This window comes from Sphingobium sp. IP1 (assembly GCF_002708645.1).
Lineage (GTDB): Bacteria > Pseudomonadota > Alphaproteobacteria > Sphingomonadales > Sphingomonadaceae > Sphingobium > Sphingobium yanoikuyae.
On the sequence record NZ_NOIW01000041.1, the window covers coordinates 1 to 25987 of the forward strand.

The 25987-nt window shown below is 57.5% G+C and carries 30 protein-coding genes and 2 pseudogenes; 17 read left to right on the forward strand and 15 right to left on the reverse strand.

Translation table 11 applies throughout. The features are described 5' to 3' along the window. Nucleotides 1–78 precede the first annotated feature (78 nt). On the forward strand, nucleotides 79–696 hold the full coding sequence (locus CG471_RS15155; protein ID WP_257211563.1) for a fructosamine kinase family protein: 618 nt from the start codon (nucleotides 79–81) through the stop codon (nucleotides 694–696). A 730-nt stretch (nucleotides 697–1426) separates the two neighbouring features. On the opposite strand, the gene drt3b is transcribed toward CG471_RS15155, so the two are convergent. The 6 genes from drt3b to CG471_RS15180 form a co-directional block, all read right to left on the reverse strand. Next, nucleotides 1427–3397 carry an antiviral reverse transcriptase Drt3b gene (drt3b, locus tag CG471_RS15160; RefSeq protein ID WP_083575546.1) on the reverse strand — a complete coding sequence of 657 codons (1971 nt, stop codon included), beginning with the start codon at nucleotides 3395–3397 and terminating at the stop codon, nucleotides 1427–1429. Next, nucleotides 3390–4625: an antiviral reverse transcriptase Drt3a gene (gene drt3a / locus CG471_RS15165; RefSeq protein WP_175551307.1), complete on the reverse strand. Its 1236-nt coding sequence runs from the start codon at nucleotides 4623–4625 to the stop codon at nucleotides 3390–3392. The genes drt3b and drt3a overlap by 8 nt, the downstream gene beginning before the upstream one ends. Before the next feature lie 71 nt (nucleotides 4626–4696). Continuing rightward, entirely contained in the window at nucleotides 4697–4837 is a 141-nt protein-coding gene (locus CG471_RS30705; RefSeq protein ID WP_175551306.1) for a hypothetical protein, read from the reverse strand. A 321-nt stretch (nucleotides 4838–5158) separates the two neighbouring features. Next, entirely contained in the window at nucleotides 5159–5302 is a 144-nt protein-coding gene (locus tag CG471_RS30710; RefSeq protein WP_175551305.1) for a hypothetical protein, read from the reverse strand. A gap of 208 nt (nucleotides 5303–5510) precedes the next feature. Beyond that, nucleotides 5511–6833 (reverse strand): acetamidase/formamidase family protein, encoded by a 1323-nt coding sequence (locus CG471_RS15170; RefSeq protein ID WP_072896111.1) that lies wholly within the window; start codon nucleotides 6831–6833, stop codon nucleotides 5511–5513. 319 nt (nucleotides 6834–7152) lie between these two features. After that, a complete protein-coding gene (locus CG471_RS15180) occupies nucleotides 7153–8058 on the reverse strand; it encodes a sigma-70 family RNA polymerase sigma factor (RefSeq protein WP_083575551.1) in 906 nt (301 codons plus the stop codon). Nucleotides 8059–8217: 159 nt separating this feature from the next. On the opposite strand from CG471_RS15180, the gene CG471_RS15185 reads away from it, so the two are divergent. Together CG471_RS15185 and CG471_RS15190 are read left to right on the forward strand one after the other, a co-directional pair. Then, nucleotides 8218–8679: a carboxymuconolactone decarboxylase family protein gene (locus CG471_RS15185; RefSeq protein WP_257211564.1), complete on the forward strand. Its 462-nt coding sequence runs from the start codon at nucleotides 8218–8220 to the stop codon at nucleotides 8677–8679. A gap of 24 nt (nucleotides 8680–8703) precedes the next feature. After that, nucleotides 8704–9108, forward strand: a complete 405-nt coding sequence (locus CG471_RS15190) for a DUF4440 domain-containing protein (protein WP_072896118.1) — start codon at nucleotides 8704–8706, stop codon at nucleotides 9106–9108. A 254-nt stretch (nucleotides 9109–9362) separates the two neighbouring features. On the opposite strand, the gene CG471_RS15195 is transcribed toward CG471_RS15190, so the two are convergent. The 3 genes from CG471_RS15195 to CG471_RS15205 are packed head-to-tail and all read right to left on the reverse strand — an operon-like array spanning nucleotide 9363 to nucleotide 11566. Continuing rightward, nucleotides 9363–10127 carry an SDR family oxidoreductase gene (locus CG471_RS15195; RefSeq protein ID WP_063141696.1) on the reverse strand — a complete coding sequence of 255 codons (765 nt, stop codon included), beginning with the start codon at nucleotides 10125–10127 and terminating at the stop codon, nucleotides 9363–9365. Nucleotides 10128–10172: 45 nt separating this feature from the next. Continuing rightward, nucleotides 10173–10724, reverse strand: coding sequence for a carboxymuconolactone decarboxylase family protein (locus CG471_RS15200; RefSeq protein ID WP_072895184.1), 552 nt, complete (start codon nucleotides 10722–10724; stop codon nucleotides 10173–10175). A 38-nt stretch (nucleotides 10725–10762) separates the two neighbouring features. Further along, the gene (locus CG471_RS15205) at nucleotides 10763–11566 is read right to left on the reverse strand and encodes an SDR family oxidoreductase (protein ID WP_097385750.1); all 804 of its coding nucleotides are present in this window, start codon (nucleotides 11564–11566) and stop codon (nucleotides 10763–10765) included. A gap of 117 nt (nucleotides 11567–11683) precedes the next feature. On the opposite strand from CG471_RS15205, the gene CG471_RS15210 reads away from it, so the two are divergent. After that, a complete protein-coding gene (locus CG471_RS15210) occupies nucleotides 11684–12625 on the forward strand; it encodes a GlxA family transcriptional regulator (RefSeq protein WP_063141699.1) in 942 nt (313 codons plus the stop codon). A 9-nt stretch (nucleotides 12626–12634) separates the two neighbouring features. On the opposite strand, the gene CG471_RS15215 is transcribed toward CG471_RS15210, so the two are convergent. Together CG471_RS15215 and CG471_RS15220 are read right to left on the reverse strand one after the other, a co-directional pair. Next, complete coding sequence (locus CG471_RS15215) at nucleotides 12635–12946, reverse strand: putative quinol monooxygenase (protein WP_063141701.1); 312 nt, start codon at nucleotides 12944–12946, stop codon at nucleotides 12635–12637. Beyond that, on the reverse strand, nucleotides 12939–13964 hold the full coding sequence (locus tag CG471_RS15220) for a zinc-binding alcohol dehydrogenase family protein (RefSeq protein ID WP_072895187.1): 1026 nt from the start codon (nucleotides 13962–13964) through the stop codon (nucleotides 12939–12941). Before CG471_RS15220 ends, CG471_RS15215 begins: the two co-directional genes overlap by 8 nt. 101 nt (nucleotides 13965–14065) lie before the next feature. Here CG471_RS15220 and CG471_RS15225 point away from each other — a divergent pair, with 101 nt between their 5' ends. Beyond that, complete coding sequence (locus CG471_RS15225) at nucleotides 14066–14413, forward strand: helix-turn-helix domain-containing protein (RefSeq protein WP_063141705.1); 348 nt, start codon at nucleotides 14066–14068, stop codon at nucleotides 14411–14413. Between the two features lie 265 nt (nucleotides 14414–14678). On the opposite strand, the gene CG471_RS15230 is transcribed toward CG471_RS15225, so the two are convergent. Further along, the gene (locus tag CG471_RS15230; protein WP_099232374.1) at nucleotides 14679–15128 is read right to left on the reverse strand and encodes a DoxX family protein; all 450 of its coding nucleotides are present in this window, start codon (nucleotides 15126–15128) and stop codon (nucleotides 14679–14681) included. Nucleotides 15129–15181: 53 nt separating this feature from the next. Further along, a complete protein-coding gene (locus tag CG471_RS15235) occupies nucleotides 15182–15457 on the reverse strand; it encodes a DUF2282 domain-containing protein (RefSeq protein ID WP_072895193.1) in 276 nt (91 codons plus the stop codon). A gap of 207 nt (nucleotides 15458–15664) precedes the next feature. On the opposite strand from CG471_RS15235, the gene CG471_RS15240 reads away from it, so the two are divergent. From CG471_RS15240 to CG471_RS15285, 10 genes and pseudogenes are all read left to right on the forward strand, one after another. Continuing rightward, on the forward strand, nucleotides 15665–16204 hold the full coding sequence (locus tag CG471_RS15240; protein WP_099232375.1) for a sigma-70 family RNA polymerase sigma factor: 540 nt from the start codon (nucleotides 15665–15667) through the stop codon (nucleotides 16202–16204). Further along, a complete protein-coding gene (locus tag CG471_RS15245; RefSeq protein ID WP_072895200.1) occupies nucleotides 16201–16842 on the forward strand; it encodes a DUF1109 domain-containing protein in 642 nt (213 codons plus the stop codon). Before CG471_RS15240 ends, CG471_RS15245 begins: the two co-directional genes overlap by 4 nt. A 132-nt stretch (nucleotides 16843–16974) precedes the next feature. Further along, entirely contained in the window at nucleotides 16975–17244 is a 270-nt protein-coding gene (locus CG471_RS15250) for a hypothetical protein (protein WP_004208798.1), read from the forward strand. Nucleotides 17245–17305: 61 nt separating this feature from the next. Continuing rightward, entirely contained in the window at nucleotides 17306–18136 is an 831-nt protein-coding gene (locus tag CG471_RS15255; protein ID WP_072895203.1) for a DUF692 domain-containing protein, read from the forward strand. Next, the gene (locus tag CG471_RS15260; protein ID WP_072895205.1) at nucleotides 18133–18909 is read left to right on the forward strand and encodes a DNA-binding domain-containing protein; all 777 of its coding nucleotides are present in this window, start codon (nucleotides 18133–18135) and stop codon (nucleotides 18907–18909) included. The genes CG471_RS15255 and CG471_RS15260 overlap by 4 nt, the downstream gene beginning before the upstream one ends. Nucleotides 18910–19115: 206 nt before the next feature. After that, a pseudogene (locus tag CG471_RS15265) lies at nucleotides 19116–19415 on the forward strand (transposase); the annotation flags it as partial. A 129-nt stretch (nucleotides 19416–19544) separates the two neighbouring features. Next, on the forward strand, nucleotides 19545–20447 hold the full coding sequence (locus CG471_RS15270; protein WP_099232376.1) for an iron-containing redox enzyme family protein: 903 nt from the start codon (nucleotides 19545–19547) through the stop codon (nucleotides 20445–20447). Nucleotides 20448–20450: 3 nt separating this feature from the next. Continuing rightward, the gene (locus CG471_RS15275; protein WP_004208794.1) at nucleotides 20451–20798 is read left to right on the forward strand and encodes a response regulator transcription factor; all 348 of its coding nucleotides are present in this window, start codon (nucleotides 20451–20453) and stop codon (nucleotides 20796–20798) included. Nucleotides 20799–20912: 114 nt separating this feature from the next. Then, nucleotides 20913–21163, forward strand: a pseudogene (locus tag CG471_RS31820) (IS630 family transposase); the annotation flags it as partial. Nucleotides 21164–21458: 295 nt separating this feature from the next. Then, nucleotides 21459–24059 carry a PAS domain-containing protein gene (locus tag CG471_RS15285; protein WP_099232377.1) on the forward strand — a complete coding sequence of 867 codons (2601 nt, stop codon included), beginning with the start codon at nucleotides 21459–21461 and terminating at the stop codon, nucleotides 24057–24059. Between the two features lie 66 nt (nucleotides 24060–24125). On the opposite strand, the gene CG471_RS30715 is transcribed toward CG471_RS15285, so the two are convergent. Together CG471_RS30715 and CG471_RS15295 are read right to left on the reverse strand one after the other, a co-directional pair. Further along, entirely contained in the window at nucleotides 24126–24482 is a 357-nt protein-coding gene (locus CG471_RS30715) for a DedA family protein (RefSeq protein ID WP_175551285.1), read from the reverse strand. 76 nt (nucleotides 24483–24558) lie between these two features. Next, a complete protein-coding gene (locus CG471_RS15295; protein WP_080993684.1) occupies nucleotides 24559–24975 on the reverse strand; it encodes a hemerythrin domain-containing protein in 417 nt (138 codons plus the stop codon). 150 nt (nucleotides 24976–25125) lie between these two features. On the opposite strand from CG471_RS15295, the gene CG471_RS15300 reads away from it, so the two are divergent. Together CG471_RS15300 and CG471_RS15305 are read left to right on the forward strand one after the other, a co-directional pair. Further along, nucleotides 25126–25407, forward strand: a complete 282-nt coding sequence (locus tag CG471_RS15300) for a DUF2171 domain-containing protein (RefSeq protein WP_072895282.1) — start codon at nucleotides 25126–25128, stop codon at nucleotides 25405–25407. 10 nt (nucleotides 25408–25417) lie between these two features. Further along, nucleotides 25418–25603: a hypothetical protein gene (locus tag CG471_RS15305; RefSeq protein WP_037490583.1), complete on the forward strand. Its 186-nt coding sequence runs from the start codon at nucleotides 25418–25420 to the stop codon at nucleotides 25601–25603. Nucleotides 25604–25987: the final 384 nt, after the last annotated feature.

The following is a 25987-nucleotide window of genomic DNA, read 5'->3' on the forward strand; positions in this document are numbered from 1 at the left end:
ACTGCCGCCGCGAACCTAAGCCTCTGCAAGCTCAACCAAACCCAAAAATGTAGTGGTAACACTCGCGCCGGTGCGTGCATGTCATTGAACAAAAATGCCTTTTCCAAAAGCACTGTTCAAGTTGGGCTTGAGGATCTACCCTCGAGCGCCCGGCTCGCCCGGAACTGGGCGCATCTTGCCGAACTGCTGGACCATCTCCATGCCCAGAGCCAGGTGGCCTATGGCTGGGATCGCGATTATGGCTTTGGCGATGTGTTGATCCCCAATGGCCGATCCGACAACTGGGTCGAGTTCTGGGCGGAGAAACGCCTGCGCTGCCATATTCCGCATCTCAGTGCCCAGCTGGCCCATCGGGTTGAGCGGCTCGCCGATCGCCTTGGCGAGCACATACCCAATCGCCCGCCCTCAGCCCTCCTCCATGGCGATCTATGGGGTGGCAATATCCTTGTCGGCCAGGACCGGATCAGAGGGCTGATCGACCCTGCATGCTATTATGGCGACCGCGAAGTCGATCTCGCCATGCTGGGGCTGTTCGACCAGCCGCCACAGATATTCTACGATGCTTGCGGCCTCACCCAGGGCTGGGAAGACCGCCAGCCCGTCTATCGGCTGTGGCCGCTGCTCGTCCATGTCCGGCTCTTTGGCGGCACCTATCATCAGCAGGCTGGGGCATGCCTCCAACAGCTCGGCCTCTGACAGGCCCGCATCCTCCTCAATTGCGCAAGGCGCAATCGCACTCCAGCCTTTGTCAATTGGCAGGACAGCGCCGCCCAACCATAGAGGCCCTGCCTTTCAGGCATCCTCTCCTAAAACTCATCGGCCGGTCTTCTGATCGGCCTTTTTTTTTGTCTGGCTCAGCGTTGACGAGAAGCGCTTTCGTGATCGTCATGTAAAGATCGAAACGCGCGCCCGCGTCCTGGCGATGTGGTCTGGGTGACCGCAAAAATATGCAACACGCGCGAGCAGGTGGCTTCGGGCTGTTGCTTGGAGTGGTCCGCCCGGCTGCTAACGGCAAGGGATGGGACTTACCGGAATGTCGGCTTCAGAAACGCGAACCCAAGAAAGCTGCCGTTCACGACTCGTAGATGTACTAGCCTCAAAAGACGGTAACGCACCCTACGCACCCTACGCACCCGTGCTGCCAATAAATTGAAATAGATCATATACTTATGAGGCATACAAAAATGTCTCAGGGCACATTTTTTGGGTCTCAGAGAGAGGTTTGGCAAGCAATTTTTGTGTGGCTCGTGGTGGCGCCCACGAGGCAACATCGCTGGGTGGGTCTGCCCAGTCACGTTTGGTGTGTGCACGGAGGCTCATCATCGTCGCCTAGCAAGCTCTAGCAAAGAGAATGCCTTTGGACGGGAGAATAGAGCAGCGGACTGCTCTCAAGTGAAAGGACAGAACCCGTGCGTCTTGTGTCCGATTAATAGACCGCGCTCAACTCCTTTTTCCGCAATATGCTCAGCAGGTCGATCGTTGCCCAGCGAACAAACCATGGATGGGCTTCGATTTCCGTAACCGCGTTACGAGCTTCAACTGCGGAAATGCCCGGAAGCTGACATTGCGACCGGAGAATGTTGAACCAGCTCGCGCGCCTTTGGAGCGGGACATAAGGGCAGCTTAAAATATCGAGCGCCAGGTGAGCCGATTGCGAATCGGTACGAGGACCGAGTCCATTCGCAACAACCATTTTCGCGCGGTCAAAAAGCTCTCTGATGAGCGCGCGGTGCTTCACCCTTCCTCCCGACAGAAACAAAAATGATACAATTTCAAAATAATCGAAACTGTCTACAGTAGAGCACATTGAATCTATCAATTCATCCACTAACGGTTCCGATGCCGCGATTTCACGCATAGGAATCAAAATATTGAGAACTTCCACTGGAACGGCTGTAAGGTCCTTGTGACGCGAATTTCGCCTGATGGACTTTGCCAAATCCAAGGTCCACCGGACAATGCTTTCCGACAAGTGCGCTAATCGATCGGGGAAATTTTCGCGGAATAGGCGGGTTGACGTAATGGTTGCACGAGCAACATTTAGTGACGACCGGACGGTAGGATTCACAGTATAAAAGAAATATATCACTTCAATCAACATCATAGATGATGCAATATACTTCTCCTTATCGTATTCATAGTTTTCCAATATCCCAAATCCGTCAGACAATTCAGTCATTCTCTTGCTTGCGGCAGATACGATATAATCTGAAACCGTATCATACCCGGTCTGATGAACCGTACATATAGCCTTTATATCACTTACTAGTGAGCGTATTAATGCGTCAGCGCGCATAATCATCTTTGGAATCAATGCAGCCTCATCGCCATCTGACCTTTCTTCCAGAAAACGACCAAAAAATTTAGTAAGCACTGCATTAGTCTCGGCAATAATTCTGGACTTTTTTGTCGAAAAAGGCCGAGATATGGTTACGGTCTTTGCTTCATTTAGATGAAGATTAAACTCTTTCAGGTTGGTCTGGATGGCAGCGGTTACCCGATCCGCCGTAATTTCATCTTGCGCAAATACATAGTAATCATCAACATATCTGCGAAATTCGTAATCCGTGCGAAATGATATATCACGTTGCGATAAGGAACGAATTACTCTTCGATCTATTTCCGCAAATATAATTTCAGCAAAAATGCGACTTATCTCAGGCCCGACACAAATCCCATTTGTCTCATTGTAGTTCATAGACTGCATCAGACGATCAAACTCATTGGCAAATCCGGCCGAGTTCGTGCTGTCCTTGGCGGTTTGGACATCAGAAACCGCCCAGTATAGGGTATGAGTATAGATACTTCCAAAGCACTTGCTGACATCTAGTGATCTAAAAAATTGATATTTTTTCTCCAAATGTAAATATTCATTCGAATCGAAAAATTCGTGAGCGCGGCTAATTTTATTATAGGCGAAATAAGACGCTGGATTTGAAACTGAGTTTTCTATCGTTACGGTATCGATACCGCTGCGGCGGAGCTGGTTCCGTCCGCTTGCTGGGCCTTTGACGAAGAATGTGCTGCCCACTTTTACCGGTGCCCGCAGAGATGCTTCGGATCGCCCTCCGTAATAGCATATGAGCGAGTCATATTTCTCATAGAACTCAGCCGTAGCTTGTTGAGCTGAGGGATGGATAAGGCTGAGCCCTCGAGCCGACCATGCGTCTTTAAGTACGCTATAGCGATAAGGCTTAGTGTATGAGCGTTCGGGAGTGAGAAGCGTTTCCACGAACAGCGCAGCTTCAGCAGAATGTGGAACGCGCTGTGATAGATTGCTGTAGAAGCCATCGTTTGAAAATATTATCGGAACTTCTTCTGGTAGCGTGTCAGTAACTACGGCCCGAAGATAATCGGCACGCCTCACATTGCCCTTGGCAATTACCCGTTTACGCATGCGACCAGCATCCGATCAAATTTTTCAGAGTGACTTCATCAAAAGTGAAGAAGCGATTGGCTAAGAACCCAGACGTGAAGCCGAAGCCTAAAATTCTTGCGCGCTGAACCCTTGTGAGATTTGGGCGTATCCGATTGTTTGGATGGCTTGATGTCACAACATTTATCAAGAATCGATCAAGAGCAGCTAATTGCGGCGAATTTGTCGGATCTATCAAACCATAATTATATTTAATTCCAGAATATCGTTGCTGGCCGGTTGAATCATCAACAAAACCATAGTTGCTTGTAAGCAATTTTATTCTGTTATGAAGATCGTTAAAATTTCCACCATTGTTGAAATTCAAAAGAGATAGGCAAATTCTTCTTTTAATTTTTGCAACCTTAGAATGTGCAATGTCTACATGGACATTTCGACATAGACGTCCGTTCGTGCGCGTTATATGACTTATGTCTAAGGTGTACCCAAGAAATTTAATACTGTGCTCTGTTGTAGATCCTGCGCTCCGCAAAAAGGAACCGAATTTATATGGCTTTGTCTTAGCTCGATTCAGCTCTAATCCAATTGGGAGGAGGCCTTTTACGAAATCTAGTAGTTGGGACGCATCTACTTTATCAGATGCTAGAATTATCCCGTCGTCTACATATCGGCTATAGAATCTGACGCCGGGGAAATTTGAGATGGCACTGTCGAATGCACGAAGGAGATATTCTGAAAGTGTCGCACTAAGGCCTATTCCGCGCGGCAGTCCATTTATTCGTTGGCTCTGGAGGGCAGCAAAAAAGGTTTCGATCAGTCCGATGGACTGACGGGAAAAAGCAGGGTCACGCCGCAATCTTTCAATTAGGGCATCGGTGTCTACGCTTTCATAAAAAGATTTTATATCAAATTTAAGAATATTGAATGGAACGCCTTCACTTGTGAGAGCAATAAGCGACTTAACTATAGATTTTCTATCTGATTGCTGAACGCCTGTTATCCGCCGCAGGCCTTCGGAAATGTGTCTAATCAATAATGCTTCGCATAGGGCAGCGTGCCGATATACTGGCTTGCCTCCGATAGAGTTTCGCCTGAGTGAAACTGTCGTAAATCCAGTGGCTGCTACGCGCAACGCATCAGCGATGATCTCATCTTTGTCGTCAGCAGTTATACCCCAGGATGAATCTCTAAAATCACTTCTTCTAAATTGTCTCGCAATAGTTTTTGCGTGTATGGTTGTGTCGAGCAAAATCAGCTCTCCATTCTAATGCATACGTAATCAAGAAAGTTGAATATTTATTATAATATAAACTTCATTTTTCATACGATGACGATTTCTTTTGGAGAAACTTGTTCCGGATTCCATGTTTTGCTCGCTTCTTGTCCCTTGAGCAAGTGCGACGGCCGCAACGGTTTGGCGTGCAAGCCATCGGCGCGCCGCATCGAATCCAACTTCTGCACTACCCCCCCAGCTAAACAGATAGCAAGTTGCAAAGGCTTAGCAGCGGAGGCAGCTTTTATGCAACGTTCAGAGATCAAACGGCAGCCTAAGCTTTACGAGGGTACACACACGACCCTGCTCGATCAGTCGAGCAGACTTGGAAGCTGCGCTTCGCCAGATCGATCGACAGCATGTGTGCATTCGCCATATGCTCCCCCTTCGGGCACCGCCATGGCGCCATTGAGCATTATACGATGCCCGCTGAAGGGAGGCATCCACCGCATCAGTTCAATAGCATCCACTAGCAAAATATCGCTATCGGCAATGCGACCGGCAGAACGTCACGGCGAAGTGGATTTGTTGTTTTTCATTTGAGCGATAATTTGACGGATTTGAGCCGCTTCAATTAAATTGATGCGCCCCTCTTTGTTGGCGCGTACAATCATCCTGGCGAAGCTGCCGGCATTTTCGAAGCGGCTTACCACCCTCGGCCCTGTGTGTGACCGTTTCCGGCCCTGACCCGACACTCCCACTGTCGCAACGGAACGTCGTATTTTGGTCGACACCTGCCTGGATAGCAGACCGTCAGCAGCTGGGAACCAGTATTTGGCTCTTGAGAGTCTTAATTGGGTCGGCAGCAGAGATGGCAGCTACGCTCCCCAAGCTGCGACGGCAATTATGCACCGTGGCTCGCTAAAAATCCGTTCCTGCAGATGCTTGTTTTCGAGCCGGAAGCAAGGCCTTGTTGATGCGCGCTGCCACGCCGACACTTCGACCCGCGAGGTTCGGGATTGAATAGCGCACTGCGCTGCCGAGCACCTTTGCCGCGTCGGAAAGGCTCAAGCCATAATCCTGCTGCAGCCATTGTATCAAACCTGTGGTTGCGGCCCTCGTGGCTTCGTCGAGCGAGCCGGCCTGCCCCAATGCCATGATCGCATCAGGTGATTCAATCCTGGGCATCATGATGGCGCTTCCCTTGATGATTTCGACCGAGAATTCGACGTCCATCGACGTTTCGAGTGCATATTGGGAGGTTTCGCCGTCCCCTTGGAGCGCGTGTGCGTCACCCAGATACAGCAACGCGCCGGGTTGCTGGACTGGCAAAAAGACGGTGTTGCCCGCAACCACCTCGGGAAAGTCCATGTTGCCGCCTGCACGACCGGTATCCCCTGTCGATAGTGGAGGAGAAGCAAAGCCACTCGCCAGGCCGACGCCGCCGAGCATTGGTCGCAATGGGACGCGATAGTCTTTCAATCGATCTCCAGGCTCCTCGAGCGTTGCAAATCCGCTCTCCCGATCGAGGCGCCATCGCACTGGCCGGCCAAGATCGGACGCTTTTGCACTCAAGCCCGCCCCCAGTACGCGTGTCACGATCGTGTCGAGGCTATCTGCCCAATCTCGATTGGGCGTCAGCTTGCGGATGTGTATCGCGAGCGTGTCGCCTTGCTGTGCTCCCGCAACAAAGAAGGGGCCGGTCTGCGGATTGCCGAACAATGCGCGCGTGACGCCATTTGCATCAATGCCGCCGGAATCGATTGTCGAGGTTCGAACGATATCTCCAGGCCAGATCGTCAGGACCGGATCGCGCTCAGCCGAGAAGCTGTTGGCGAAGGATTGAGGGGCATAGTCTATCACGCGCGGCTGAGCCGTCGGACGCTCGGGCACCGGTCGGGAGGAGAAGGCAAATGCCTGCCGCCTATCCGGGAAATTATTATCAGGGTAATTGGCGGTACCAGACAGCCGGCCTTTTTCGAGACGCGCCTCGAACCGATATTCGGCTCCGCGCTTGTCGGTCACCGAAAAATGCAAAGCCTTGCCAGCAATCGTCCCTGCTACACGATCGCCGTCCCAGTCGCCGGAAACCGCATCCTGCAGGATCGACAGGTTGAGTGTCGAATACTCCGGATTTCCCCATCGATCGACCACCAACACCCACTGGCCATTCATCTTGTGCGAGGCCGACGCCATTGTCGTCAGCATGCACAACGCGCCAGCGGCTATCACGGTACGCAACATACCCCCTCCTCATCAATTGACTACAGATGTAGTCAATTGATGAGCGCTGGCAATGCTGTTGGTCGAAGAGTTGGTTATGGAAAGGCGGTCGACGTCCATCTCCTTCTTGACGCTCACAATCCACATGGTCGCCATCAGCCATATGATCGAGAACAACGCAAAAAGCGGACCGACGGGAAATGATAGACGACAAATCGCGGCCGAATGGCCGCAAAGGGGCGACCGCAGAAGCGTCGGTTACGCGCCCATTCAAGCTATCTAACAGCGATAATGCCGCACCTAGAAGCAGACATTGGATTATGACCATCCTCGGCGTGGGTTACTCATGCACTGGAGGAATATGACCTAGCTTGTCAGGGTTGCGCACGATGTAGACGGCGGTAATTCTGCCCTCGTGCATTCCGAGCGCGGTCGTCTGCAACAGGCCTGCACCGTCGATGCTGATATAGCCTGGCAGGCCATCGATCATCGCTGTGCGGATCAAAGTCGGTACAGGCGCGTGCTTGCGGTGAAGTCCGGCGAACAACCGCAGTGCGTTCTCGACCCCACGGACGACATTTCGGAAGGCAAGTACCTTGCCGCCGCCATCGGCATGGATCTCGACATCCTCCGCAAGTAACCCGGCCAGCTGGGCGGTGTCACCATCGCGTGCGGCGACGAAGAAAGCGCGAGCGATCCGATCTGCTTCGGTAGCCTCGACGGCGAAGCGCGGTCGCGCAGTTCGAACGTGTTTGCGCGCGCGCGATGCGAGCTGGCGGACTGCGGCAGGCTCCCGGCCTAGCGTCAGAGCCACTTCGGGCAAACTCATGTCAAAAACATCATGGAGAAGGAACGCGGCCCGCTCTAGCGGAGACAGCCGCTCCATGGCCAGCATCAGGGTGACGGTAATGTCATCAGCAATCATGACGTCGGGTTCTACAGAGTCCAGAAGCGGGTCGGGCAGCCATGGACCGACATAGGTCTCGCGCTGTGTCCGCGCCGATTTCTGCCGGTCAAGGCACAGGCGCGTGACGATCCGGGTCAGATATGTGGTTGGATATTCTATTGCGCTGTCGGCGCGCGCCCAACGCAGCCAGGCGTCCTGCACAACATCTTCAGCGTCACTGAGAGAGCCAAGCATCCGATAGGCGAGACGCAACAGTCGGCTGCGCTGCGCCTTAAATTCGTCGAAGCGCTGGGCGCTGTGCACCGCTTCCTGATCTGTGGCGCTGTTGCGCGCTGACACTCAAACCTCCTGTGTTGTCATACCCAATAAACGAGCCAGCATGAGCAAATGTGACATAGGTCCGGGGGAGTGGGGAAAAAATGTCTCGTCATGTCACACTTGACTGCTCTGCCTCGTCAAGTTCGCGAGCGCCGCCAGATGGCGGCCCAAGCGAAGGACATGATCATGAGCGAGAATAAACGGCTGATCTGGCACGAGGTCGCCCCGCAGGGGGCGAAGGCGATGTTCGGCATTCACCATTACCTGACGACGGGCACCGATCTGCCAGAGGAACTGATCCATCTCACTTTCCTGCGAGTATCTCAAATCAACGGCTGCGCTCATTGCATCGACCTGCATACGCGCGACCTTCTCAAGACGATGTCGATCGACAAGATCGCGCTGGTGCCAGTCTGGGCGGAGGTGCCGCATCTCTTTCCGGCGGAGTATCGCGCGGCGCTGGCCTGGGCAGAGGAGGTCACGCTGGTTAGCGAAACGCATGCCTCGGACGAAGCCTATGCGGCCGCCGCTGCGGCGTTTGGTCCCAAGGATCTGGTCGATCTTACCATCGCCATCGCCGCGATGAATGCTTTCAACCGTCTTGGCGCACCGTTCCGCCTCCCTGTGAAGGCGCAGGCCTGACCATCTCTCAAGAGGACTACTTTCATGACTGCAATGCCCGCGCTTTCCCGCACGCCAGAGGGGATCGTTCCGTCGCTTCTTCAGCATTTCAATTCGATGGATGTCGACATCATGTGTGGGTTCTATGAACCCGACGCTATTCTCGTCAGCGCAAATGGCGAGCCGCAGCGCGGCATTCCCGCCATTCGTGCTGAGCTCCTGAAATATTACAGTGTGCAACTGCCAATGGTTATCATCGCGCGGCACGTTTTTGTGGCGGACACAATCGCTTCGCTAGTGCTCGACTGGAACATCGTGGGGAAGACGCCAACCGGCGATGATTTCCACATGGTCGCGACCTCGAACGACATCGCGCGCCGTGGAGAAGATGGCTACTGGCGCTACATCATCGACAACCCATTCGGGACGCAGGTTCGCAATGTAGGCTGACTATAGGTATCGGGCTGGTGGTGCGCCTCGGTATCGCGAAACACGCGACCAGCCCGACTTTCTTCACCATCGGCGTAAGAGTGGCAGCTATCCCCATTTTCCAAACACGAACCAGACAGTCTCCTACCGGCCAGTCTCGAACGTTCCGATCGGCAAAGCGGACCGGCCGCACCTGGGAATGAAAAATCGGCTGCTGAACGGCGGCAAAGGGTCGGTGGGAGAAGCGGAGCCTTTGACAGCCCCGCCTCGAATTTTCATGCCGCGACCGGGATCGGATTATCCGCGACGCTCTGATTGAAGGCGTGGACGAGCGCATGTTCCTGCGCGCCCGGATTGTCACGCAGCGGCTTAACCGCATCGACCAGAATTTCGAAATCATCGCTGCCAAGCGCCACCAGCGTCTGTTCGATGAAGTCGTCCAGTGGCATCGCGCGCGGATCTCCGCTCCTGTAGATAAGATCGGTATCGACCCATGGCGGGGCGATCTCCTGGACCCGCACGCCGGTGTCACGAAGCTGGAACCGCTGGGACAGGGCGTAGGAATGCAGCGCAGCCTTGGTAGCCGAATAGATGGCGTTGGTCGCGAGCGGGACAAAGGCAAGCACGCTGCTGGTATAGAGGATGGTCGCCTCGGGCTGAGCCTTGAGATGCTCGATCAGCGCCGACGTCATACGGATCGGCCCCAGCAGATTGGTGGTGATCAGGCCCTGCGCCATATGATCGTCGATTTGCGCTGCCGCATCATCGAACGGCATGATCCCGGCATTGTTGAGCAGCACATTGGTTGCCGGAAAATCGCGCTTGATCGATTGGGCGGCACGGCCGATGCTGATGGGATCGCTGATATCCAGTTCGATCGCAGCCATGCCCGGATTGGCAGCCGTGACGGCATCCAGCAGGGCACGGCGCCGCCCGGAAATGATGACTTGGTTGCCGCGCTTGTGCAGCGCCTCGGCGAGGGCCCGACCGATGCCGCTGGTGCCGCCCGTGATGAAGATGGTGTTGCCGGTGAGTTTCATGGATCTCGTCCTTGTCTCTGATGTTCAGGCTCGGGGGTTTCAGGATCAGGCGCCGACCGTTCCGACGCGTGCGACGCGCGGGAAGTCGAGGCTGGTGCCCACGATATTGTTGATGCTGTTGGTGAGGATGCTGATCGCGACATGGGCGATCGTCTCGAGTATCTCGGCGTCGTTCAGGCCTGCAGCACGGGCCTGATCCAGAATATCCGGGCTAGCGCGACCATGAGCGGCGTTCACGTCCAGGGCGAGCGCCAGGATCGCCGCTGCATCGCCACCATTGGCCTCACCACGCTGTGCATCGGCGAGGTCGGCCGCAGACAGGCCCGCCGCACGTCCGGCCCCGGTGTGTGCCGCCAGACAATAGTCGCACCCGTTGGCCGCCGCGACGGCAATGGCGATCTGTTCCTGAACCTTTGCGGGAAGCACCCCCTGACCGAGCGCGCCGCGCCCATCCCAGTAGACATCCAGCACGGCGGGTGCCTGCGCCATGACGCGCAGGAGGTTTGGCACCTTGCCCATGCGGGCCTTCGCCTCGCGGAAGATGGCGGCGGTGTCGGGCGTGGCATCGGCGTCGGAAAGAAGAGCGATGGTCGACATGATCTTGTTCCTTTGGGAAAGAGTTCAGGTGGGAGAATTCAGTCCGCTGCGCGCTCGGCAAGGCCGAAACGGGCGGCCGGCGCGCTGGCGGACAGTTGGGGGGCAAGGGCAGCACGGGCGGCTTGGAACGCATCCCACAGAGCGATGTCCGCGAGCGCAGGGATCGTGCTGGTCTCGCCGCGGTCGAACCCGACCAGCGCAGCATCGACCATGTCCTCGGCCCGCATGACGATTTCTGTGGGCAGATTTTCGACCGGAAGGCCGCCAGTTGCCCAGAAGTCGGTGGCAGTCGCGCCGGGCAGGACCGACTGGATACGGATGCCCTTGTCGGCCAGTTCCTTGTGGAGCGACTGGCTGAAGGCCTGAACGAACGCCTTCGAGCCGCCATAGACGCCATTCAGTATTTCAGGCGTAATGGCCACGATCGAGGCGATGTTGATGATCGCGCCCCCTTCGCGCGCCACGAAGGCGGGCGCGATGGCATAGGACAGCCGCATGGGGGCCGTGACATTGAGGCGGACCATCGCTTCCATGCGATCCACATCGCTTTCGAGCAGGCTGCTGTGCGTGCCAACCCCAGCATTGTTGACCAGCATCGTGATGCTCGCGTCGCTGCGCAGCACCGCCTCGACCCGGGCAAGGTCGGCGCTGTCGCCAAGGTCGGCCGCGATAATCTCGACCGCGCGGCCGGTTTCGTCCGAGAGCCTGGCGGCAAGCGATTGCAGCTTGCTCTGACTGCGGGCGACCAGGATCAGGTCATGACCGCGGCGAGCCAGGCGATCGGCATAGATGGCGCCGATCCCGCTGGATGCGCCGGTGATGAGAGCAGTGCCATGGGACATGGGATGTTCCTTTTTCAAGAAGCAGTCGGTGACTTTCGACACCCCCTTTATGGACAGGATGGATCTTGTCTTAAATGACGTATAACGACATGATTCAGGACATAAGGAGATGAAGAAATGCCACATGTCGCGATGGTGCTGACGCCGGGCTTCCAGTTTCTCGCCCTGGGCGCGCAGGCCGCGTTCGAACTGGCCAATGTGGTGGTGGAAGACGCTTTCTATACGTTGGGCATCTATTCGGTCGGCGGCGGACCGGTTGCATCGTCCAGCGGGTTTGAAATCCCCACTGTCCCGCTTGGTGAGGCCGGGCCGGTCGATACGCTGCTGCTGATGGCGGGGCTGATGCCGCCGCCACCCCAGGACGCGGAGATCCTGGCAGTGCTCCAGGCCGCCGCCCTGCCCGCCCGCCGTATTGCGGGGCTTTGCACTGGTGCCTTTCTGCTCGCGCAGATGGGCCTGCTCGATGGGCGGCGGGCCACTACGCACTGGGCCTATGCGCAGATGATGCGTAGCGCCTTTCCCGATGTCCGGGTCGAGGAGGATCGCATCTTCATCAATGAAGGATCCGTCTGGACCTCGGCCGGGCTGACGGCGGGCCTGGACGTCGTGGTCGCCATGGTGGAGAAGGATCTGGGGGCTGATGTTGCGCGATCGGTGGCGCGTCGCTTGGTGATGCATCACCGCCGCGCAGGCGGGCAGTCGCAGCATAGCGAGATGCTGGACCTCGCTCCCAGCAGCGATCGCATCCAGAAGGCGCTCGTTCATGCCCGCAGCCATCTGCAAAATCCGCTGACGGTCGAGGAACTGGCGGATGTCGCGGCACTTTCCCCTCGCCAGTTCAGCCGCGCCTTCCGCGCAGAGACCGGTCAGTCGCCGGCCAAGGCGGTTGAACAGCTGCGGCTCGAGGCCGCCCGGCTTCTGCTGGAGGACACGCGCCACAGCCTGGAAGCGGTGGCGCGTGAGGTCGGGTTCATCGATCTGCGCCGCATGCGCGAGGTGTTCATGCGCAATTATGGACAGCCGCCCCAGGCGCTGCGTCGGCTGATGCGCACGGCCTGAGGTTTCCGTTCAACCGACGTGCTGCAACCGTTCCAGCGATGGCGGCGCGCCGAGCAGGTCTGCAAACCGAGCGGCAAGCCGGGTAAAGGCCGGAGCGGTGGCATGGCTGTCCAGCGCGGCCTGATCCGCCCAAGTCTCGATCATGACGATCACGCCCGGCTCATCCCGGCTCACATGGGCAAGATAGGCGATGCAGCCGCGTTCTGAACGGACCTGCGGCAATATCGCCAGCACGGCTTGCAGGAGGTCATCCGCCTTGCCGGCTCGCGGCACCAGGCGCGCGACGAGGTAGACGGTGGCATCGCCAGCCGCATCAGTCATGATCCCATCCCTCCAGCACGATCTTGCCCCGCGTGGTTGCGCTTTCGATCTGACGATGCGCCGCGATCAGATTGGCCGCATTGATCGGTGACATTGTCTGCGTCAGCGTCGTGCGGATTGCGCCCTGATCCACCAGCGCAGAAACCGCCTCGAGCAGCTGTCCCTGTTCTGCGACATCGGCTGTGTCGAAGAGCGACCGGGTGAACATCAGCTCCCAATGCACCGACACGGCCTTCCGCTTGAAAGCGATAATGTCGAGGCTTGCAGGATCGTCGATGAGCGCGAAACGTCCCTGTGGCGCGATCAGATCGGCAATGTCGGCCAGATGCCGGTCGGTATGGGTGGTCGAGAAGACGAAGGCCGGTGCATCAAGCCCGAGAGCGGCGATCTGCGCGGCCATCGGCTGGCTATGGTCGATGACATGATGCGCGCCAAGGCTGCGGACCCAGTCCTGCGTTTCGGGACGTGATGCCGTGGCGATGATCGTGAGATCCGTGCGCGCCCGCGCGATCTGGATCGCCACCGACCCGACGCCGCCCGCGCCGCCGATGATCAGGATGGCGGCAGGCTCTGTCCCGGCCTTGTCCTGCACCCGCAGCCGATCGAACAATGTTTCCCAGGCAGTGATGGCCGTCAACGGCAATGCGGCCGCCTGTGCTGCCGAGAGCGTGGAAGGCGCGTGGCCGACGATGCGCTCATCGACAAGCTGATATTGGGCATTGCTGCCGTCGCGGGCGATATTGCCGGCATAGAAGACGCGATCGCCGGCCTTGAATCGCGTGACATCGGGCCCGACGGCTTCGACGATGCCTGCCGCGTCCCACCCCAATATGCGCTCCGCCCGGCCATCAAATGGCGGGGCGCCGGCGCGGACCTTCGTATCGACGGGATTGACCGATACCGCCTGCACCGCAACCAGCAGATCGCGACCAGTGGCAGCGGGAAGAGTAAGGTCGACATCCAGAAGGGCGTCGGACCGATCGATGGAACCTGGATCATGATAGGCGATGGCACGCATGAGAATGCTTCCTTTTGCAGTTGCCGTACCTATGTGGTGGCAGTGCCGTTTCATACGATACGCACAAAATCTGCCTATAGTATCAAAAAGGATACCGTACCTTGGTCAAGCCGCGCCATTCCCGCCTCGATTGCGCGCCTGGCTGCGCGGTGGAGGCCGCCATCAGCCTGATCGATGGCAAGTGGAAAGCCGTGATCCTCTATCATCTCCAGGACGGGCCGGTTCGCTTCAACGAACTGCGTCGACGCAGCGGGAGCGTGACGCAGCGCATGCTGACCAACCAGCTGCGCGAACTGGAAGCGGACGGACTGATCGAGCGGGAGATATTCGTGCAGGTGCCGCCTCGGGTGGAATATCGTCTTTCCGATCGTGGAAGCACCCTTCTGCCGATAATCGAGGCACTCAAGGCATGGGGCGATGCGAACATGGATCTGTTCGCCCGGCGATAGACGGTGGGCCCTAGCGGAAATTTGTAAGCGGACCGTCGTTAGCTGGGAGCGATAAGTCGGCGGTTGAATGACAACTATGGGTCGGTTGTGATGCATCCGAACACCCGGCCGTGGGATCATTCCGCCGTCCCAACTGGCTTGGCCCAACGACAGCTTTTCATATAATCTGGCGTTCGCGGTCGGCCCTGCGAAGTCGGCCTCCCGTGAACGCGGGGCGGGAGAATATCGGTCGCGTCAGGCAATATTTCTTGGCGCTAGCTATGCCTCACATCCTTGATCGGGGAAAAATAAGCGCATCCATGGACCAGATGCCGCCGCCGCGGGCGACAAGGGGAAGCAGGATCGCGGCCCAGCTGAGATGCGTCGGCCATGCGTCGGGATAGACGAATGTCTGGATGACCAGGGTCATGCCGAGCAGGGCGAATGCCGAAAGCCGCGTAAACAGGCCTAGCACCAGCAATATCGGGAAAAGATGCTCCGCCCAGGTCGCCATCGTTGCCGCAAGGCCAGGCGGGACGATCGGCAGGGCATATTCGGTGCGGAACAATTCATATGTGCTGTCGGTGATGGTGATGATGCCCTCCACCTTCGTTCGCCCCGACGGGAAGAATATGGCCGCAATACCCATGCGGGCGACCAGCAGCAGCAGTGCATCAGGCAGCAGTGCCTCAATCCGCCGAACGACGGCATCGCGCATTTGCAGGGGCAGGTTCATCGTTCGTCTCCAGGAGGGATGGCCGGGACGGAATGGCGCCCCGGCCGCCATTGTCAGGCCTTGGGGGAAAGCGCGCCGTTGCCCTTGGGCGTCTTGATCGATGTACAGGTGCCGGCCTTCACCAGTTTCCAGGCATTGCCTTGATAGTCGACCTTCGACGTACCCGCGCAGCTGGTGCCGGGACCGGCCGCGCAGTCATTCTTGCCGGCGAGCGAAACGCCGTAGCATTTCTCCATCTTGGGCTTCGTCTCCGCATGGGCGGAAGCGGCGAGCGTGGTCGCCGAAGCGATGGCGATGCTGGCGGCGAGCGCCGCATGAGTTGTACGCATAATGATGTCCTCTACGATCCAGCGCCTCTGCGCGCGGCCCGGACAGGGGCCAGGCCGCGCGGTGACCGGGGAGGAGGCGGGAAGCCCGTGTCACATTGGCAGATTCGGGGCAGCACAAGCTTCGGTTACAATCGAACGGCGCAGAAATTTTCGTCGATGCTGTAACCGGTGGCTGGTCCGGCCCGAACATGCGGGCGAGGAGATTGAATGCAGACCACAGAGGAGCATCTGCGCGCGTTGATGATCAATGGGCTGGACGGCGACGCCGCTGCCCATGCGGCATTACTGCGCCTGCTTGTTCCGCTGCTGCGGGGTTTCTATCGGCGCCGTGTTCGCGGCGCCGACGACGATGTCGAGGATATGGTGCAGGACACCCTTATTGCCGTTCACACCCGCCGCGCGACCTATGATCGCGGGCGCGCTTTTACCGCCTGGCTCTATGCGGTCGCCCGTTACAAGATGATCGACCATTTCCGCCGTGTCGGCCGGTTGCGGCCGACCGACAGTCTGGAAGAATTGCTGATCGCCGACGAATTCGAGGCAAGCAGCATGGCGAAGCTCGACATAGACGATCTGCTGGAGCAATTGCCGCCCAAGCAGGCGCGGATGATCCGCGCAACCCGGCTGGAGGGATTGAGCGTCGCCGAAGCGGCAAGTGCGGAGAGCATAGGCGAATCCGACGTGAAGATTTCGGTGCATCGCGGGCTGAAGGCGCTGATGGTGCGGGTGCAGGGGGCAATGCGATGAACACGGACGATCTGATCCGGCATCTTGCCAGTGATACTCGCCCGGTGGCCCGAAACAGCGTCGCGCGGCGGCTGGCCATCGGTATCGTCGTTGGCGGGATCGCATCAGCGCTTCTCATTCTGGCTTCGATCGGCATCCGCCCGGATCTGGGCACGGCCATGCAGGGTGCGTCCTTCTGGATGAAATGGGGATATACTTTCTCCCTGTCGATAGCCGCACTGGTGACGACGGCCCAACTCGCGCGCCCCGACAGCGGTCGATTGCGCGGATTGTGGGCGCTTGCGATACCCGTCCTGCTTCTTGCGGCGGTCGGCCTGCTCGAACTGGCGCGCACGCCCTCGTCGCAATGGCTGGCAATGTGGCTCGGCCATAGCTGGAAAAGTTGCCCCTGGCTGGTCCTGTCGCTGTCAGCCCCGATCTTCGCCGGTTTGCTATGGTCCTTCCGCAGGCTCGCCCCGACCCGGTTGCGCGCGGCCGGAGCGGCCGCTGGCCTGTCGGCGGGGGCCTTTGCGGCGACCGTTTACTGTATCCACTGCCCCGAAGTGTCGGCGATTTTCGTCCTGACATGGTATTCGCTGGGAATATTGCTCGCGACCTTGCTCGGCATGCTGGTCGGGCCGCGGCTGCTGCGCTGGTGAAGCAGAAGCCGCGCCATTGCGCAGCATGTTGCCATCGGTTCGGTAAATTTCTGGCACCTCTGTAACCGGGGGCCGCTGCAGGCCGAAAGACAGGGGCCAGATTGGCTCAACTTTTTTTTCGGAGAAATCATCATGCTCACCCATAACAGCGGTATCGGCATGGCTGCTTCGGCCGCCGCCATCGCGATCGTTTCAGCAGCAGCGGCACCGGCCGTGGCGCAAGACAGCGGGGATACGAAAGTCGTTCACTGCTACGGCATCAACAGCTGCAAGGGCACGTCGGACTGCAAGACCGCCAGCAACGAATGCAAGGGGCAGAATGTCTGCAAGGGGCATGGTTTCAAGGCCATGACCGTCAAGGCGTGCAAGGCCGCCGGGGGCAGCCTGACCGAGCCGAAATGACGTTTCAATGCCCGGCGTGCACAGGCGCGCCGGGCAGCCTTTATCAGCAGGAAGTTTACCCATGATCCCCTCCTTCTCCGGTTTCGGACTTGGCCTGCGCAAACAGCATTATGCCGACTTTCTGGACCATCGCATCGCGGTCGATTTTCTTGAGGTGATCTCGGAGAATTTCATGATCGACGGCGGTCGGCCGCGACATATTCTGCGCGATATTCGCGCCCGCTACCTCGTCGCCCTGCATGGCGTGTCCATGTCCATCGGCTCCGCCGACGGACTTGATCGGGCCTATCTCACGCGGCTACGCGCACTTATCGATGATATCGAGCCGCTATTCGTGTCGGACCATCTCAGCTGGTCGCGGATCGAGGGTTTCAGTTCTCACGATCTTCTGCCGCTGCCATACACGCAGGAAGCATTCGATATCGTAAGCTCCAATATCGACCGCGCACAGAACGCACTGGGCCGTGCGATGCTGATAGAGAACCCGTCGACCTATATTGATTTCGCTCCAGCGGACATGACCGAATGGCAGTTCATCGACGCCCTGTGCGCGCAAACGGGCTGCGGACTGCTGCTCGATGTCAACAATGTGTTCGTCAGCGCCAGCAATCACGGCTTCGACCCGGTCGCCTATCTCGACGCCGTGCCGCATGACCGCGTGCGCCAGATTCATCTCGCCGGGCACAGCCAAGGCAACCATCTGCTGATCGACACGCACGATCAGGCGGTGCCTCCGTCCGTATGGCAACTCTATGCGCATATCCTGCCGAAACTTGGACCGGTTGCAACGATGATCGAACGCGACGATGCCATCCCGCCGCTGGCCGACCTGCTGGTGGAGCTTTCCACCGCGCGCGGGATTTCCGCCGGGAAGATGGAGGAAGCGGCATGAGCCTGCTGGCGCTTCAGCGCGACATGCGAGACTGGCTGCTACGGGAAGACATGGCTGCCGCCGATCGCATCGGTGCGGCGGCGGGGCCAGGCCTTGCCGTCTATCAGAATAATTACCGCACCCAGCTTGTCACCTGTCTGGAACTCAGCTTTCCGCGCACCCGTGCGTGGATCGGTGAGGATTTGTTTCTTCATGCCGCCGTGCATCATATCGACAGCGTCCCGCCGAGCAGTTGGACATTGGACGCATATGGACGCGATTTTCCGATGACACTTGCACGGCTTCACGCTGACGATCCCGAGATAGCGGAAATTGCTGGTATCGAGCTTGCATTGGAAGAACTGTTCGTCGCAGCCGACAGCCCCGTCGTTCGGCTGGACGGTTTGGGCAATGTCGACTGGGATCGCGCGGTGTTGACGTTTTCGTCGTCGATCGACCTTATGCACCTTCAAACCAATGGTTTTGTCATATGGTCGGCTCTGGTTGATCAGAGAGAGCCCCCCGCGCCGCAATATCTGGACATGCCCGATATCGTCATTTTGTGGCGTCAGAGCGAGCAGTGCCGCATCCGGACTATCGACGACGCCGAATTGCAGGCGCTGCTCAAATTGCGTCGTGGCATGACATTCGGCGCACTGTGCCGCGACGTCGCTTTGTCGCTCGGGGAAGAGGCAGGAATGATGCTTGTTGGACGGTGGCTGGGTCTTTGGCTTTCCGACCAAATGGTCGTTGCCATACACGATCGCGGGCAAGCTGAGCCGCCGTGCTTATAGTCCGGTGTTAAGACCGCGTTTTGCAGATACGGCTAGCGCGGCTCTCTTTGCAGAACGACGAAAATCGGTCGCCAGTTTGCCGACAAAGCGGAAGGTTTGCATCTGGTGACCCGTATCCCGGCTCTGAGCGTCTCATAATGATGACGTGGAAGGCTCTCCAACCCTCCCGCAGTCTGACCTGCGTATGAGTCGGAAGGAGAGCTCCAATGGGAACGGTCACGACGATTGGTTTAGACCTGGCGAAGAACGTGTTCCAGGTGCACGGTGTGGATGCCAATGGTGCAGCGGTATTGCGCCAGCGATTGACGCGCGATCATCTGCTGAAGTTCTTCGCGAAATTGCCGTCTTGCTTGATCGGAATCGAAGCCTGTGCCTCATCACATTTCTGGGCGCGTCAGCTCATCGCTCTGGGTCATGATGTCAAGCTGATGCCCGCTTAGTATGTGAAGCCGTACGTCAAACGCGGAAAGAACGATGCAGCGGACGCTGAGGCGATCTGCGAAGCAGCCGTGGAAATAATCGGTTTCACATTTTAAGATTGACCAGGCTTAGCACTGCGCCTGGTTTCATTGATCCTGATCAATATGATTTTCAGGAACGAGAGTCAGCCCTCCAGGATTATTCCGCCATATCATATGAAAGGACTGGATGTGGCTACGCAGCTCAAAGCTGACGGATCTCAATTTCTGCAACAGGAATTTCAGGAGGTGCTGAGCCGCTGGAATCGCGAACGGCTATCGCCCACTTTTCCAGAGGACATGTCAGCTAGTCGCTTCGACAATGATCGCCATATGCTTCGTCTGGAGATGGGATTTCTTGAGGAGTTGCGGCGGGAAGTCATGGTTGAGGCGCGCGAGGCGCCAACGGACCCTGCTCGCTTCATCGCCTGGTTCGAGAATCTCAAGGCGAGTGGGCCTGGACAGCATGATCGTCTTTTCCCGTGGCTCGCTGAACAGGCGGACCGAGATGAGCTTCGATGGTTCCTGTCGCAGGAAGCTGCGGGCGAAGCAGGTTTCGACGATCTGGTCGCAATGACGCAAGTCAAGCTGCCGGCGCGCGCCAAGCTCGAACTGGCGCGCAATTACTGGGACGAGATGGGCCGGGGTAACGCGAAGGGCATACATGGGCCGATGCTGGGCCAGCTGGTCGATACTCTGGACCTCGATACGCGTATCGAAAATACTGCCTGGGAAAGTCTGGCGCTCGCCAATGCCATGACGGCCATGGCCTCCTTACGTTGCTATGCTTGGCACAGCGTCGGCGCCCTGGGAGTGATCGAGCTTACCGCGCCCGATCGGTCCGCGTATACTGCCAGGGGGTTGAAGCGCGTCGGCCTGTCTGGGTCCGAACGACGCTATTTCGATCTCCATGCCGTACTCGATATCAAGCACAGCCGTGAATGGAATGATGAGGCAATCTACCCACTGGTCGCGGAAGATCCCCGCCGTGCAACCGCCATGGCGGAAGGAGCGCTGATCCGCCTGCGCTGCGGGGAGCGTTGTTTCGAGCGATATCGTGCTCATTTCGGATTGGCCTAAAAGATGAGTAACCGCATCCTGCTGGTCGAGGACGACCCTGCCGTCGCCGCCGTCATCGCTAACATATTGGAGGACGCCAACTATGCGGTAGACGGGCCTTACCAAACGCTCGCCGACGGTATCGCTGCCGTGGCTGAAGATATGCCGTCCGCTGCTGTGCTGGATATTCGGTTGAAAGATGGCGACGTCGGCCTTTTGGCAGGTGATCTTGATCTGTACGGCATCCCCTATGTCTTTTGTTCAGGCGCCCCGGACTTCGCGTTAATGCGCAAACATCCCACTGCCCCTTTGATCCTTAAACCGCTGCTTCCGACCGAACTTGAGCGCATGCTTCAAACTATGCTGCACTGAGCGCCGGCAGGCCGAACGCGAGGGATCGCCCACGGCGGCGACCGGCAGATTTTTTGCCCTGGGAACTGGGCTGCAACCGGAGCGTCGAACTGAACAGATATGCTTGGCGATCGTCGCGCCTATTGGACCAGGCATCCGCGTTGTACCTTCCATTTCGTCTCGACGACGTGCCCATGGCTCAATGCCGTCGACCGCTTTTCGCTAAGCTCACAGGTCGCGGTCGAAAAGACGGCATATTTCATTCCGTCGTCGATCTGCAGGCCGCCATCAACCTCTTTATCAAGGAGAATAACGAGGCCCCCCGCCCTTGCATCTGGAAGGTCGATCTGGACGAAATTATGCACGGGCACCAAATGTCGGATTCAACCCACTGGCCCAGACAGCTGGCGCTCTTCGCATCCCCTTTTTTGGTAGCCTCTCGGGGCGCTACGCCCACCCAGCTATTGACCAGCGTACCAGCCTGCCAGCGCCTTTGACCAAAATGGCCACTCCACCCCAATCCATCTCGATGGAAAAAAGCCAAAGTCGCTGCCTTCAGCGATTTCGAGCGCGCCTCGATCTGTAACGCCTTCCAGCTTTCCCGTGCCAGGGAGATGGAACCGCACTCTACGTGCCTCGGTTCTAACAAAGGGGAAAAGCGTAGGCGGGATCGGCATAGGAATGAGCGAAACAGTGACGAGCGGAAACGGCACCGCCGATGCTCAAAGGATTGAAGCGGAAGTTTTAGGCCTCGACGCAGGGACGGATCCCTTCGTAGCTGCGGTGCGCGCCACGCGCATGCCGATGATCATAACCAATCCACGTTTGCACGATAATCCGGTGGTGTTTGCGAATGACTCCTTCTGTCGGCTGACGGGTTACGAGCGCGACGAGATACTGGGTCGCAACTGCCGATTTCTGCAGGGGTCCGAAACGGATCCGACGGATGTCCAGGCGATTCATGATGCGGTGGAGGCGGTGCGCCCGATCGAGATCGACATTCGCAATTATCGCAAGTGCGGGGAGCCATTCTGGAACCGGCTCCTCCTTGCCCCCGTATTCGACGGGGCGGGAAAGCTCGCATATTTCTTCGCCAGCCAGGTCGATGTGACGCTGGAGCGCGAACGTCTTGAGGGACTCGAAAATTCGAACGCCGTCCTCATGGCCGAAATTACCAGCCGGCTCCAACGCCAGAACGAGCAGGAGCGCGAGCTCGATTTCGCCCTTCGCGCCGGAAAGTTCGGGACATGGAGTATCAATTTCGAGACCGGAGAGCTCGCCTCCTCTCCGGCGTGCCGGGCACTGTTTGGCGTAGATACGGAAAAGCCGTTTACATATGATGACCGCCTGGCGGCTATTCATCCCGCCGATCGTGCGGCTAACATCGATGCGATCGACCTGACACGGCGTACGGGTGTGGACTTCGATGTGACCTACCGGATCGTCACGCCGGGGGGGGAAATCCGGTGGTTGACCTCTCGCGGTCAGCCGTTTCTCAATGCCGACGGCAAACCTGTTCGGCTTGCAGGCATATCTTCGGACGTTACGGAGCTGAGGCGCGCCGAGCGGATGCGCAATGCGCTGGTCGAACTCAGCAATGTCGTGCGCGACGTGCAGGACCCAGCAGACATCTCCTTTGCTGCATCCCGGATATTGGGCGAGGCGCTGGAGGTCAGCAGGGCGGGCTATGGCGTCATTGATCCGGCTCTTGAGACGATCACGATCGAGCGCGACTGGAATGCCGAAGGGATATCGTCCTTGGCCGGGGTGCTGCAGTTTCGGGATTATGGATCCTACATCGAGGATCTCAAGCGCGGGAAAGACGTCATTATTGCCGATGCCGACCTTGATCCGCGGTCGGTGGAGGGAGCCGATGCGCTCAAGGCCATAAGCGCGCAGGCTGTGGTCAATATGCCGCTCACTGAACAGGGCGGCCTTGTCGCGTTGCTCTATCTCAATCATGCCACCGCACGCGACTGGCTCGACGACGAGATCGCTTTCGTCCGTGAAGTTGCGGAACGAACCCGAGTTGCTACCGAACGGCGACGGGCGGAAATCGAACTTCGCGAGCTGGCGGCCTCTCTGGAGCAACAGGTCGAGGAGAGAACGCGAGACCTGATAGCCGCCGAAGAGGCGCTGCGCCAATCGCAGAAAATGGAGGCTGTTGGGCAGTTGACCGGTGGACTGGCGCATGACTTCAACAACCTGCTCACCGGGATCACTGGTGGGCTTGAGATGATCCAGATTCGTCGGGCGCAGGGTCGGCATGAGGATGTGGACCGCTATGTACACGCTGCGCAAGGTGCTGCGCGGCGCGCGGCAGCGCTGACACACAGGCTGTTGGCTTTTTCCCGTCGTCAGACTCTTGCTCCAAAACCAACCTGCGTTGTCGACCTCGTGAATGGCATGGTCGACCTCGTCATGCGCACTGTGGGGCCGGCTATTGAGGTGGAGGCGGTCAACGGGGTAGGGCTTTGGCCAGTCCTTGTGGATCCGAGCCAGCTGGAAAACGCTCTTCTCAATCTGTGTATCAATGCGCGAGACGCAATGCCCGATGGCGGCAAGATAACGATCGAGACAGGAAACCGATGGCTGGATCGCCGGACTGCTGTTGAGCGAGACATGGAACCAGGGCAATATGTCTCCCTGTGTGTTTCGGATACCGGCACAGGAATGAGCAAGGAGACAATCTCCAAGGCATTTGATCCATTCTTTACGACCAAACCCATAGGGAAGGGGACGGGGCTCGGCCTCTCTATGATCTATGGATTCACACGTCAGTCCGGTGGGCAGACCCGGATCTATTCGGAGCTCGGTCGCGGCTCAACGATATGTCTCTATCTTCCACGCCATCTGGGGGAAGCGGGCACTCCCGCAACACCGGAAGCCGAGCCGGCGCTGGCGCCTCAAGCACGCGAAGGCGAAACCGTTCTGGTGATTGATGACGAGCCCACTGTGCGGATGCTGGTCGTAGAGATTCTAGAAGGGCTTGGCTATGGTGCGCTCGAAGCCATAGACGGCGCGGCAGGGCTAAAAATTCTGGAGAGCGATACACGAGTGGACCTGCTTATCACTGATGTCGGCTTGCCTGGTGGAATGAACGGCAGGCAGGTGGCAGATGCAGCCCGTGTGAACAGGCCAGATTTCAAGATTCTCTTCATCACCGGTTATGCGGAAAACGCGGTATTGAGCCACGGGCATCTTGATCCCGGTATGCACGTCCTCACCAAGCCTTTTTCGATGGAGGCCATGAAGCAGCGCATCACCGATCTGCTTCACTGAGAAATTGGATGCGGAGAAAAGGGCCGATCGCACGTTTTCCGCGCTTTTCCACGCGATCGCCGCCGTTTACATTGAACTTCTTCCGGCCAGATGACACTTACTCCCAGCTCGACCTCTGTGCGCAGCCGCTGAATTGCATGACGCTTGATGCACCCGCTTACTTCGCGCCGTGGGTCTTGTCGCTTGCGTCGCGATCCCCTCGAGCTTGGCCACCCACCACCAAAAGAAAGCGCCCGCGGTTGTGCCGACCGTGCCGGAGAGGATGACGAAAATGATATTGAGTTCGCCGTCAGCCGCCGAATATTCCGCAAGCGGCATGATAGCCTCGGACGGTATCGGCGGGAAAATATTATCTAGCATCATCAAAAGAGCGATCGCCCAATAACCAAGCTGTCCAACAAGCTCGGTAATCCACTGCGTCATCGCCACGTCCTCGAATTTTGCCCTTCCCTGTGCAGGGATAGCAGGTATTGCACCATTGAGAGGGGTTGCGCCCGGGTCAGGCCAGCTTGAGCCCTTCCTGATTCATCCGACGCGCAAGATAATCGCCATCTGCCTTTTCCAAGGCCAACTTAAGCCGAGGAAAGAGATCATGCTCTTCGTCGCGCATATGAGTTTCGATGTCGCGGCGAAAATTTGCCAATTTAAGCTGGAAAGCGTCGTTATCCTTCACAAGGTCTGTGAGTTTATAAAGATATTGCTTCACATAACCATGCTCGGCATGGAGCGTGTAGGATTCCGCCAGAAGACCATGCTGGCGCATAGCGGGGTAAATTGCATTCTCCTCTTCCAGCGCATGTTTGCCCAATGCGTGCTTGAGCTGCGCTAGAAGGATGAGCCGTTTGGTGGACGTCGTACATAAGGCTCCCCCAATCTGGATGCTCGAACAGAATGAGAGGGGGAATCCAACCAACACAAGTTAGGCGGGCGGGAGCTGAACCGATTTTATCGGAACAGTCGCGTCGTTATCAGGTTGCTTACCGAGGGTTTAAGCGAACGCGCAGCGGTGGTTGACCACCTTCGGCAGGAACGCTTTGGACATCACAAAAGAATGCAGGAGACGATCATGGCAGACCTGACCGCTATTGTTGAACATATGGAAATAATCGGAGCGGATGGCGTCCACATCGGGACCGTGGACCGGCTTGAAGGTGACAGGATCAAAATGGTGAAGGCCGATAGCGGTTCTCATGGTGACCATCACCACTTCATCTCGACCGGTCTGGTTGCTGCGGTGGAAGACGATCAGGTTCGCCTTTCGGCTAATGCCGATTCCGCCATCCTGCTCGAAGAGGAACAGGATGGCGGTGGTATCATGGACGATGGCCGACAGCCTGGCGAAGGCTAAGGATTGGAGCATGACGCACACGGTAAGAAAAAGGCATGAGGACGATGTCGGGCTCATGACCGACAAGGAACTGATCGACAATTGGGAGGCAGCCTCCAGGGAGGAGATCGAAAACCCTTCTTCCTTCCTGCGAGCTGTCATCGATGCGATGGCCAAGCGGGACATCTCATCTTCATCGGATCCGCGGGTAGCGTGATGAAAAAGCCCCTGAGGCGCTGATGATGCGGTTTTGTGGAAAAGCCATGGTACCAAAGCGCATGGTAATGTGGTGAATAAAGTTATGGCACCAAACCATATCAAAATTCACAAATTATTACCCTCCCGGCAAAACCGGGAATACATACTGAAATGCAATAAAAGCAGGCGCAATGATCGTTTCGCCATATTACCAATTGACGGTTTTAAACACAAATAAAACTTCTCAACTATGTTCGTCGGATGATATATCTCCGTCGCCACGCAATTGGCAATGGAGCATCCTGCCGATGGCGGGAATTTGGCTTTCTTGTATTATTCATTTTTTGGCGGCTATGACTGACAAACAGAGGTGTTGCCTGAAGACAAGATAGTCGTCAACAAT